The organism is Stenotrophomonas sp. AGC87 (assembly GCF_057333975.1).
On record NZ_JBHFHW010000041.1, the window covers coordinates 37683 to 47889 of the forward strand.

The window sequence follows — 10207 nt, forward strand, 5'->3', positions numbered from 1 at the left end:
GTGACAATGCGGGATGACACCTGCGGCCCCCTGCCCGCTCAGCGCAGGGTGTCGGCGTCGCGCTGCGAGGTTGCGTTGCTGCCGGGCGCCGCCGCCTCTCCGCTGCCCTCCGAACGCGGGTGTGCGTGCCCGATACTGTCATTGATCTGGACGACGCGGCCGTTCTGCCAGGCATCGGCACCGGGCGCGACGGGCGGCGCCGATATGTCTGCCCGACGTGCCTTGCGCTGTTGGCTGTCAATGCCCAATCGCTTGTCCCGCGCGGCCACCATGGCCGGATCGGCCTGGCCGTCGGCAGTGAAGCCCATCATCAGCTGCGGCATTCCGCGCGGCAGGTCCTTGTCCAGGTCGGTATGCCAGGTATGCCACGTCTTGCCGTAGGTGCCGACCAGCTTCTGCATGAGCGCGTGTTCGGCCAGCTCGGGAATGCCAGGTGCGAGCAGCTGCCCGGACTTCACCTCATGCACGTGGCTGTGCCAGAGCGCTTTTTCCTGCTCGGGCAGCGCCGCGAACAACGCGGCGCTGATGATGTACTCCACCCCCATCAGCTTGGCATCGCGCACATTGCCATCGTAGATCGTGCATTGGATGACCTCCTCATTGAGGATCGCGCAGTAGTGATGCGCCTCCATCTGCGCCTTCATGTGACCGTTGTAGAAATGGAAGCCGTCCAGGTAGGCGTTGATCGCCTCGATCGGCGGCCGGTCCTGCAGCACCGCCGCGCCCGCCTCCAGCACCTGGGTGGTGGGTTTGGCGTCCGCGCCCGGCGCCTGCACGCTGGAGTCGGTATCGCCGCCTCCACAGGCGACCAAAGCGAGTGCGGCGGTGGCACTGAAGAGGGTGTGGCGCATGGTCATTCTCCCGATAGTCATTGCCATGCCCGGTGCAGGTCAGTCGTCCTGCGCCCACCGGGCCAGATTCTGTTGCAGGCTGTCGATGCCCGCCCATGGGTCCTTGCGACGTCGTTTCAGCCGCGCCGGCACGTCGTGCAGGGTGAAGCTGTCGGCGCGTTTCAACTTCGGCAGCTCGCTCCATGCAATCGGCAGCGCCACCGGCGCACCTGGCCTGCCCCGTAGCGAATAGGAGGCTACCGCAGTGGCGCCACGGCCGTTACGCAGGTAATCGACGAAAATGCGGCGGTTGCGCAGGCGCTTGCTGGAGGTGGCCAGAAACCGGTCCGGCTCGGCAGTGGCCAGCGCATCGGCGAAGCCGTGCGCGAAGCGCTTGGTCAGGTCCCAGTCGCACCCCGGGTTCAAGGGCACCACCACATGCAGCCCTTTGCCACCGGACACCCGCAGGAAAGACTCCAGCTCCAGCTGCCGCAGCAGCCTGCGGATATCGGTGGCCGCCTTCTTGACCTCCGCGAACGGCACATCCGGACCCGGGTCCAGGTCGAACACCACGCGGTCAGCGCGTTCGGGCGTGGCCGCACGGCTGCCCCACGGATGGAACTCCACTGCATTGAACTGCACCAGTTCCAGCAGGCTGGCGGCGTCTTCCACCACCAGGTAGTGGGCATTGACGCCCGTGTCTTCCTTCAGCCGCACGGAGCTGACCATGGACAGTCCGGCGGTATGGTGCTTCTGGAAGAAACAGGGCCTGCCCGTGCCCGCCGGACATCGGATGACCGACAGCGGTCGCCCGATCACCTCCGGCAGTAGATGGTCCATCACCGCGCTGTAGTAGTTCCACACATCCTGCTTGGTGGCCTTGATGTCCGGAAAGATCACTTTGGACGGACTGGACAGGGCCGGCGGCGTGCGCGGCGGCGCGGGAACGGTGGCGCGCGCCGGACGCCCTTTCGCTGCCCTGCCCGATCGCGGCGCACCGCTGCTGGGCGTGGGAACGGCAGCGTGATCGGTACTGGCCAGGTCGGCGACGTCCTTGTCGGGGCGCACCGCCTTCAACGACGCCTGCCGCAGCAGCTGCTGGCCACCGATACCACGGTAGAACACCTCCACCACGAACCGCGGTTCGAACCAGACGGCCGTACGCAGGTCCGTCTCGGTGGTGGGCACGTGCGCCGTGGGCGTCCTGCCACCTGCCGAGCCGATCAGCGCACTCAGCTCGGCGAGCAACGCGTGTGAAAAGCCCGAGCCGACCCGCCCTGCGTACAACCAGCCGTGGTCCGGGTCGGGCCTGGCCAGCAACAGCGAGCCGAAGCCGCTGCGGCCGCCCTTTGGCGCGGTGTACCCCACCACCGCGAACTCGTCACTGGCCAGCTGTTTGGTCTTGCGCCAGTCGTCGCTTCGCCCGCCGTGATAGCCCTGATCGGCGCGCTTGGAAATGATGCCTTCGAAATGCTGTTCCCCTGCCAGGCGATAGGCGGCCTCGCCATCGCCGGCGATATGCGAGCTCAATGCGAGATGAGCAGGCGCCTCCTTCAGGACTTCTTCCAGCAGTGCCTTGCGCTCAAGCAAGGTGGCCTCGCTGATGTCCACGCCGTTGATGTGCAGCAGGTCGAACAGGGCGTAGGACAACGCACCCTGCCGCTCGCCGGAAAGGGTTGCCTGCAGCAGATTGAAATCCTCTTTCGTGCCGCGCCCGGCGATCAACTCGCCGTCGAGCGCGGCCGATCTCAGGCCCAGCGCCGCTATGGCATCGTGTATTTCCGGCAGCTTTCCGGTCCACTCCAGCGCGTTGCGAGACCACAGCCGCACCTCGTACTCTGCCACCGTGGCAAGAATCCGGTAGCCGTCCCATTTGATCTCATGCACCCACTGCCCGCCCTTCGGAGGGCTTTCACCGAGTTTGGCCAGCTGGGGCTGGAACGGCCCGGTAGGCGCGGCGGCCTTCCGGGCCTTGTTCAGCCGCAGTGCTTTCCTGGCCCAGTCCACCCGCCGCTTGCGGGCTGCCACCGGTACTGTCGTCAGGCGCCGCTTTGCGATCTTGCCGCCTCCCGCGCGCTTGAGGTCGTCCGCGGGCGCCGCCGCCACGTCGCCCAACAGATCATCGGCTTCAACGTCACTGACGTAGGCGTCCTCGTCTTTGAACAACAGCCATTGCGGCTGCCGCGCCGGCTTGCCTGACCGTACCAGGTGCCAGCCACCCTTGAGCTTTGAGCCGAACAACTCGAACCGCAGGTGGCCTTTGGCCAGCTGCGCCTCCGCGTCGCCGCGCGTGGACCACACGCCGTGGTCGAACTGCGCCACGTGCCCGCCACCGTATTCACCCTTGGGAATCTCGCCTTCAAACCCGGCATAGTCCAGTGGATGGTCTTCGACCTCCACTGCCATGCGCTTCACCCTGGGGTTGTAGCTCGGACCTTTCGGCACGGCCCAGCTCTTCAACGCATCGCCGACCTGCAGCCGGAAATCGTAATGGCGTCGGCTGGCATGATGCAGCTGCACCACGAAGATGGCGCGTTGCCCGGCGGGCAGGTGCTTGCCCGGCTCAGGCTCACGCGTTTTGTCGAAGCTGCGCTTGCGCCGGTACTCGGTCAGCGACACGTCGCTGGGCCCGTCACTTGCGCAGGTGCTCGCGGACCGCGTTGGCGGTCGGCCCCACGGCCTCCACGGCGGCCTTCAGCTCGTCGCGGGTAATGCCCAAGGTCTGCACCCAGTACTGCACCTCGTAGTCTTCGTTGAGATTGATCCTGTCGCGGTCCGGCGCACCGGTATTCTTCCTGTCGTCGCTCATCTCGATCTCCGCATGAGAAGGTGTCCGAAGAGCATCCGACCGCCGCTGTCATTATGACGCGAGGCGCGGGTGAGCCGGACAGCAAGAAGGCGTGTGCGATGTGGCAATTGACGGATCGCCAACGCGCCTTTCACGCAGCCCTTCGCGCCTGCGTGACGACACGCAGACATCAGCCTTCCTAGGCTCGACCCATCAATTCGTTGCAGGTGAGTCGTGTCAGTGGGAAGCCATTTTTTCAACCGGGTGGCATGCGTAGTGTCCAAGGCGTCCGGGTCGCTGGGTGCATTCGTGGCCGCGCTGGGCGTGGTGATCGTATGGGCCGGCACCGGCCCGTTGTTCAAGTTCAACGACACCTGGCAGCTGGTCATCAATACCGGCACCACCATCGTGACGTTCCTGATGGTGTTCCTCATCCAGCATACCCAGAATGCCGACACTGCCGCCCTCCATATCAAGCTGGACGAGCTGATCCGGGCGACCAGCAATGCCAACGACGAACTCTTGAATCTTGAAGAAATGGACCAGGAGCGCCTGGAGGAAATCCGCCGGCGCTATGAAGCGCTGGCCAGCACCGCCGCCCAGCTCAAGGCCAAGAAGGATGCCTGCATGCCCGCCCCGCCCGGCCAGACGGACCAGCTCGCTGACGTGTAAACCCAGGTTTCACCCTGCATGCGCGCCAGACCAACGCCGACGCTCGCATGCTGATCGTTCATCCCCAACCACTGTGGAGATTGCAATGGCTATCAAGACCGCCGAAGACCTGTTCATCCATGAGCTGTCGGACATCTACAGCGCAGAAAAGCAGTTGACCAAGGCGCTGCCGAGGCTGGCGCGCGCGTCCACCAACCCCGACCTGGCCGCCGCGTTTGAGACGCATCTTGAGGAGACCCAGGGGCAGATCGAGCGGATCGATCGCGTGGTGGACGTACTGGGCATTCGCCTCAAGCGCATCAAATGCGCAGCGATGGAAGGCCTGGTGGAAGAAGGCAAGGAGGTCATTGATGGCATTGAGAAGGGCCCCGTGCGTGATGCCGCGTTGATCGGTGGCGCGCAGAAAGTGGAGCACTACGAAATTGCGTCTTACGGCACGATTGCCGCGCTGGCCAAGCAACTGGGCTACAAGGATGCCCTGCCATTGCTGCTGGAAACCCTGGAAGAAGAGAAGGCGACCGACGAGAAGCTGACCATGCTGGCCAAGTCCGGCGGCAACGCCGAAGCAGCGGCCGCCTGAGCCGACCGCGAGGAAACACACATGCGACGCGACCAGAAGGACCCGCCGCTGCCGGGCGAAGCAGAAAAGACCGAGACGGCTGGCGAGCGAGAGGACCGCGAGGCGAGTACCCGACGCAATCACGACGAGGCGTTGGAGGAGACCTTTCCGGCGAGTGACCCGATATCGCCCTTCATTCCCGCCAAACCGCCCTCACCCGAAGATGAGCAGGACGGCAGCGGTGAGCGTGCAGCAGAGAACGCAGGCTATAACCAGCATGGCCACGGCAAAGGGGGCAAGGCTGGGGAAGGTGAGCCCGATGGCACGGCCCAACGCGACGGCCGGACCCAGCCCAACTTTGGTCAGGCCGGCACCTGTTGCAAAGCACCGGATAGGGATGGATGACCCTGAGCGGCACCTGACCGTGCCGCTCACTTACCCGTCCCGGACGACGACGACGATCCTCTCCAGCCCACGCACGCCAGGGTGCATCTCATGTGGAAACGAAACGGCCTCTCCATCGTACTGTTCGGTCTGCTGCTCTGTTTCCTGGGCGGGCAGATCTGGACGGGCTTCCTGGCCCACAATGAAGAGCTTGCCGAAACCCATCGGGCCGGCGTGGACCTGTGGGAGTACCTGCACAGCGGGCACTTCATGAGTGCGACCTTCGAAAACTGGGAAAGCGAATTCCTGCAGATGGGCATGTATGTTCTGCTTACGGTGAGCCTTCGTCAGAAGGGGTCGGCCGAATCGCGGCCGTTGTCGCATGCGCAGGAACAGGAGCGGATAGAACCCGGTCCGGTGCCGTGGGCGGTGCGCAAAGGGGGCGTCTGGAAAGTGCTGTATGGCCACTCCCTTGCCATCGCCTTCGGCCTGTTGTTCCTGATGAGTTTCGTCCTGCACCTTGCTGGCAGCTGGCGGGCCGAGGTGGATGAGCAGGTGACACGCGGCCTGCCTCCGCCCACCTGCTGGGAGCACCTGTGGAGCAGCAGCTTCTGGTTCGAGTCCTTCCAGAACTGGCAGAGCGAATTCCTGGCCGTGCTGTCGCTGGTGATCCTGACCATCTTCCTGCGCCAGAAAGACTCTCCTCAATCCAAGCCGCTGGCTGCGCCCCACAGCCAGACCGGTGACTGACGGACCGCTCAGCGCCGATGAGCACGCCGTCCCCCGCGCTGTTGATCATCGACATGTTCACCTTGTTCGACTTTCCTGACGCCGATCAGGTGAAGCCGGACGCGCTCCGTGCCGCGCGGCAGATCGCGCGGTTGGCCCGGCACTTTCGCCAGCGTGGCCTGCCGGTGATCCACGCCAACGACAACTTCGCCAACTGGCAGATGGACTTCAGGGAGTTGGTGGCCGCCTGCCTGGCCACGGACGGTGCGTCATCGGCAATTGCCAAAGCGTTGGCGCCCGTACCGGGCGACTACTTCGTCCTCAAGCCAAAGCACTCTGCGTTCCTGGCCACGCCGTTGACGGTGCTGCTGGCCAAGCTGGGGGTGAATGAACTGGTGGTGTGCGGCATGACCGCCGAAAGCTGCGTGGCGGCCACCTGCTTCGACAGCAACGCCCGCGAATACGACACCGTCGTGATCCGTGAGGCGGTAGCGGGAAAGGGTGCCCACAAGACCACCGCGCTGAGACTGCTTCAGGACGCAAAGGCCGCGAAGGTGCTGCGGCTGGCAACGTATCTTTCCCGCTGACATCAACCCCGGGTGCATCAAGGTGAAGCGCGTTACGCGCGCTGTATCGAGGATATTCGCCCAGGTCCCAGGCGTCACGCGACGCCGATGTCGATCAGTGCACGCAACTGTTCGATACCCGTAGTGATGCGCTGCTCATCCCGCCTACGGCCAGCCCCGTCCTCGCCCATCTCGCCGTGCAGGTCGATCAGCATCCGGACCACCTGCTGACGCTCCTGCAGCGATCGCAGAGCGCGCCACAGGGTGTCGTCGGTGTGCGCGGCCTGCGTCTGGTTCAGCGTGTCCAAGGTGAATGAGTGTCCGGTATGGCACCGGAAGCGCGGCGGGGCACTGTTGGCTATGCCCCACAGCACACCACCACATGCCGGACAACTCACCTTGGTCGTGCTGCCGATGGCGTCCAGTCGGCCCATGTCGTCGCCAATGTCCATGATCAGGTCGTTCTCATGACGCACAGCGGCGGGGACCGCGGGCGCGGAAACAATCGGTTGGCGGACCGCGTGCTGCAGGACGGCCGCCAGTTCTTCGCCCGTGGTGGTCCAGTCCACCGCGACATGGCGCAACGCGCTGCGGGGCATGCTCGGTTCCTGCGCGTCCGCGGGATCCTGGACGACGGCAAGCCCACCACACGCCTTGATGGCCTGCAACCCGGCGGTGCCATCGTCGAGGTGACCACTCAACACCACGCCCACAACGCGGGGGCCGAAACAGGCCGCCGCCGAGCGGAACAGCGGGTCAATCGCCGGGCGTGCCAGGTTCTCCTTTGCCCCCCGGGTCAATCGGATAGCGCCGTCGGCCACCAGCATGTGCTGATCGGGAGGCGCTATCAGGATGGTTCCTGCGACGATTGCGTCTCCCGTGGCCGCATGGCGAGCGCGCATCTTTCCGGGTCCGGCGAGCAGGTCGGGCAGCACGCTGGCGTGACGTCCGATATGCCGGACAAGCAGGATGGCCGGAAAATCGGCAGGCAACGTGGCCGACAGCCGGGTCAACACCGGCATTGCGCCGGCGGAGGCTCCAATAACGACTACATCACGACAGATGGGATCGTTGATCTGCATAGGTTCGTGCTTGGCTTGGCTTGGCTTGGCTTGGCTTCAGTATGTTGTAGGGGACTTCAGGGCAGCGTGCAGGTGGCCCGTCCCCGAACTGTGCCGCGCCTCACGAAATGAGATTAACGTCCTGACCCATTCAGAAAGTGCTTCAGCCGACGACAATTTCTTACGCCGCTGCAAGGTAAATTTGAGCCAGGAAATGAGGGAGCCACCGTTTTGCCGATCCGTGCGTTGGCGTATGCAAGTCAAGCAATATCCGGCCTGAGTATCGAGCGCGTCGACGCTCTGACGCGCGACGCCGAGCGCTTCAATCTGGAGGTTGATGTCACTGGCGTGCTGCTGTTCGATGGCAGCCGGTTCCTGCAGTACATCGAGGGCCCGGAAGACGCGTTGTGGAAGGTCTATTCGAGAATCCTGGATTCCACCAGTCATTGCGAAATGATGGAACTCGGTCAGGGCCAGATCAGCGGGCGCCGCTTCCCGTACTGGTCCATGCGGCTGGTACCCGCGGGCGAAGCGGACCTGCGTTTTGTGTGCCGGGGCGACTGGACCGGCTTCAGCCGAAGCCGCAACGACGACGCGCGCACAGGCACGGATCGTCTGGTGCGGATCGTGGCCCCACCGTTGGAGCAATGAACGAGCTCAGCGCAGGCTGTCCAGGAAGTCTGCGATGCGCCGGTGGTAGTCGCATCGATGCGACGGGCGACCCGCGGCGGCCAGCGAATGGCTACCCCCCGGATAGATCACCAGGGTGGCCGATACCCGCCCCAAGCGCGCAACCCGCGTCATCAGTTCCTCGCACTGACCAGCCGGGCACCGCTGGTCATCGGCGCCGTTCAATAGTAGAACAGGCCCACTCGCATTACCTATAGTCGCGACCGGGGACAACGCCTGGTAGCGCTTCGGGTTCTCCTCGGCTTCTGCCCCCATGGCATACGGTGTTACGTAGTAGCCCGAGTCGGACGTGCCGGCATGCGAGAGCATGTTGGCCACGGGGGCGCTGATCACCGCGCCCGCAAAGGTGGTGCTGCGGCCGATCGCCCACGCGCTCAGAAAGCCACCGTAGGACTTCCCCGCGCAGGCGACGGGAGTGCCCGCTGTTCCATCCGCCTGCAATTCGGCCACCATGGCCTGCACCTGCGGCAGGTCCAGTTCGCCCCAGCGCCCGATCAGCCGCTTCTCGAACTCCTGCCCGTATCCGTTCGATCCTACCGGGTTTGGCGCCAGCACCATCCAGCCCCGGGCCACGGCGGCGTAAAGGTACACATGGGCCGCAAAATCCATCAAGGCAACGCTGTGCGGGCCGCCATGCATATCTACCAGAAGCGGAGGTGGCGGGTCGCCGCGCCTGGCCTTCGGCGCGAGCAGCCATGCGTCCACTTGCTCGGTGGCGCCGCGTCCATCGGGCACCTTGAAGGACCGGCGAGCGCAGGTGACGGGCAGGCGCGCAGAGAGCCCGGCGTTGAGCGCGGTCACTTTGCGGCGGCGCGAATCGCGGTCCCATGCGCTCAGATACACCTCTTCCAGGCAGGTGTAGCTGGCAGCCACCAGCACCAGTGCATCGCCGCAGGCGCCCAGGTGGGATACCTGGCTGTCGTGGTTGGGCAACAGAGAGTGGCTGCGGTCGGCCACATCAATGACCGCGACCTCAAACAGTCCACACCGGCTGATGACGCACGCCACTGCCCGGCCGTCGGGTCGCCAGACGATCTGCGCGCCCTCCAGGCTGTCTGCGATCAAGGGCCCCTGCACGCCGTCGGCCTGGCTCCAGCAATACAGATAGGACGCCGAATCCCCGTCGACCGTGTTGGCGGCGAACGCAAGCTGGCGGCCATCGGGGGACCAGCACAGGCCGCTCATCGTGGAGAAACGGTTGGTTATCTGCTGCCGCACGCCATCCGGGCCGAGCATCCAGAGGTTGATGCGGTGACGGGTGCACCCGGACGCGGTTGCGGTGTACGCCAGGCACGTGCCGTCGGGCGACCACGCGCCGGCCCGCACGTCGATGTCACCCGATGTCAGCGGGTGCGGCGGTTCGCTGCCCTCCATGTCCAGGCAGAACAGATGCGCGCGCGCGCCTACGGTGAATCCGGCCCCATCCCGCTTGTAGGGGACGTGGGTTATGACGTTCGGTCGCGCTGGATGTGCCACGTCGTCGCCGCTGTCCTCGGCGTATGGAAGGCGCACCAGCGCAAGCAGATGACGCCCGTCCGGATGCCATTGCAGCAACGATGAAACGTTCAGCTCCTTCGCATTGCCGGCCGCGCGCGCCTCACCACCGTCGGTGGCCAGTACGTGCGGCAGTCGCTTCCGGGCCCCGCCCCGCTTGCTGAGAAAGGCAATCATCCTGCCGTCCGCACGGAGCTGTGGCGACCCCACGCCGCCCGTGGTGGCAAGCATCCTGGGCGCCGAGGCAGCGGGCGACGGCGTGAACCACAGAGAGGACCGGTACGCGTCATCGCCGGCCATCGGCTGGGAGGTCACATACACAAGGCCGGCAGACGCGGTGTGGGAAGACAGCGAGAGCACCTTGGTGTGCTCAAACAGGGAATCGATCGAGAAGTCCACGAAATGCCTCGACGACAAGGTGAAGGGGGGGGGGG

Annotated in this window: 11 protein-coding genes; 6 read left to right on the top strand and 5 right to left on the bottom strand. The window is 65.0% G+C overall.

What is annotated here, in order from left to right; translation table 11 throughout:
• Positions 1 to 38 precede the first annotated feature (38 nt).
• The 3 genes from ACE026_RS17060 to ACE026_RS17070 are packed head-to-tail and all read right to left on the bottom strand — an operon-like array spanning position 39 to position 3639.
• Positions 39 to 851: an OBAP family protein gene (locus ACE026_RS17060; protein WP_481524656.1), complete on the bottom strand. Its 813-nt coding sequence runs from the start codon at positions 849 to 851 to the stop codon at positions 39 to 41.
• 39 nt (positions 852 to 890) lie between these two features.
• On the bottom strand, positions 891 to 3449 hold the full coding sequence (gene ligD / locus ACE026_RS17065; protein WP_481524655.1) for a DNA ligase D: 2559 nt from the start codon (positions 3447 to 3449) through the stop codon (positions 891 to 893).
• A gap of 13 nt (positions 3450 to 3462) precedes the next feature.
• Positions 3463 to 3639, bottom strand: a complete 177-nt coding sequence (locus ACE026_RS17070; RefSeq protein WP_141056930.1) for a DUF3606 domain-containing protein — start codon at positions 3637 to 3639, stop codon at positions 3463 to 3465.
• A 219-nt stretch (positions 3640 to 3858) separates the two neighbouring features.
• Here ACE026_RS17070 and ACE026_RS17075 point away from each other — a divergent pair, with 219 nt between their 5' ends.
• The 5 genes from ACE026_RS17075 (at position 3859) to ACE026_RS17095 (ending at position 6549) form a co-directional block, all read left to right on the top strand.
• Complete coding sequence (locus ACE026_RS17075) at positions 3859 to 4290, top strand: low affinity iron permease family protein (RefSeq protein WP_481524654.1); 432 nt, start codon at positions 3859 to 3861, stop codon at positions 4288 to 4290.
• Between the two features lie 85 nt (positions 4291 to 4375).
• Positions 4376 to 4870: a YciE/YciF ferroxidase family protein gene (locus ACE026_RS17080; RefSeq protein WP_314401761.1), complete on the top strand. Its 495-nt coding sequence runs from the start codon at positions 4376 to 4378 to the stop codon at positions 4868 to 4870.
• 21 nt (positions 4871 to 4891) lie between these two features.
• Entirely contained in the window at positions 4892 to 5254 is a 363-nt protein-coding gene (locus ACE026_RS17085) for a hypothetical protein (RefSeq protein WP_481524653.1), read from the top strand.
• 90 nt (positions 5255 to 5344) lie between these two features.
• Positions 5345 to 5983, top strand: a complete 639-nt coding sequence (locus ACE026_RS17090) for a DUF6766 family protein (protein WP_481524652.1) — start codon at positions 5345 to 5347, stop codon at positions 5981 to 5983.
• Between the two features lie 17 nt (positions 5984 to 6000).
• Positions 6001 to 6549 carry a cysteine hydrolase family protein gene (locus ACE026_RS17095; RefSeq protein ID WP_481524651.1) on the top strand — a complete coding sequence of 183 codons (549 nt, stop codon included), beginning with the start codon at positions 6001 to 6003 and terminating at the stop codon, positions 6547 to 6549.
• A gap of 74 nt (positions 6550 to 6623) precedes the next feature.
• Here the strand turns inward: ACE026_RS17095 and ACE026_RS17100 are convergent, their stop codons facing one another.
• Complete coding sequence (locus ACE026_RS17100) at positions 6624 to 7610, bottom strand: chemotaxis protein CheB (RefSeq protein WP_486040015.1); 987 nt, start codon at positions 7608 to 7610, stop codon at positions 6624 to 6626.
• A 210-nt stretch (positions 7611 to 7820) separates the two neighbouring features.
• Here ACE026_RS17100 and ACE026_RS17105 point away from each other — a divergent pair, with 210 nt between their 5' ends.
• Positions 7821 to 8240: a BLUF domain-containing protein gene (locus tag ACE026_RS17105; protein WP_486040016.1), complete on the top strand. Its 420-nt coding sequence runs from the start codon at positions 7821 to 7823 to the stop codon at positions 8238 to 8240.
• 6 nt (positions 8241 to 8246) lie between these two features.
• On the opposite strand, the gene ACE026_RS17110 is transcribed toward ACE026_RS17105, so the two are convergent.
• Positions 8247 to 10207: S9 family peptidase (locus ACE026_RS17110; protein ID WP_486040018.1), on the bottom strand; the 1961-nt coding region annotated here is incomplete at its 5' end.

What these genes read in the sequence shown, in the direction of transcription:
- ACE026_RS17085 (WP_481524653.1), top strand. Translation starts at nt 4,892, where the DNA reads ATGCGACGCGACCAGAAGGACCCGCCGCTGCCGGGCGAAGCAGAAAAG.
- ACE026_RS17070 (WP_141056930.1), bottom strand. Translation starts at nt 3,639, where the DNA reads ATGAGCGACGACAGGAAGAATACCGGTGCGCCGGACCGCGACAGGATC.
- ACE026_RS17100 (WP_486040015.1), bottom strand. Translation starts at nt 7,610, where the DNA reads ATGCAGATCAACGATCCCATCTGTCGTGATGTAGTCGTTATTGGAGCC.
- ACE026_RS17080 (WP_314401761.1), top strand. Translation starts at nt 4,376, where the DNA reads ATGGCTATCAAGACCGCCGAAGACCTGTTCATCCATGAGCTGTCGGAC.
- ACE026_RS17060 (WP_481524656.1), bottom strand. Translation starts at nt 851, where the DNA reads ATGCGCCACACCCTCTTCAGTGCCACCGCCGCACTCGCTTTGGTCGCC.
- ACE026_RS17090 (WP_481524652.1), top strand. Translation starts at nt 5,345, where the DNA reads ATGTGGAAACGAAACGGCCTCTCCATCGTACTGTTCGGTCTGCTGCTC.
- ACE026_RS17095 (WP_481524651.1), top strand. Translation starts at nt 6,001, where the DNA reads ATGAGCACGCCGTCCCCCGCGCTGTTGATCATCGACATGTTCACCTTG.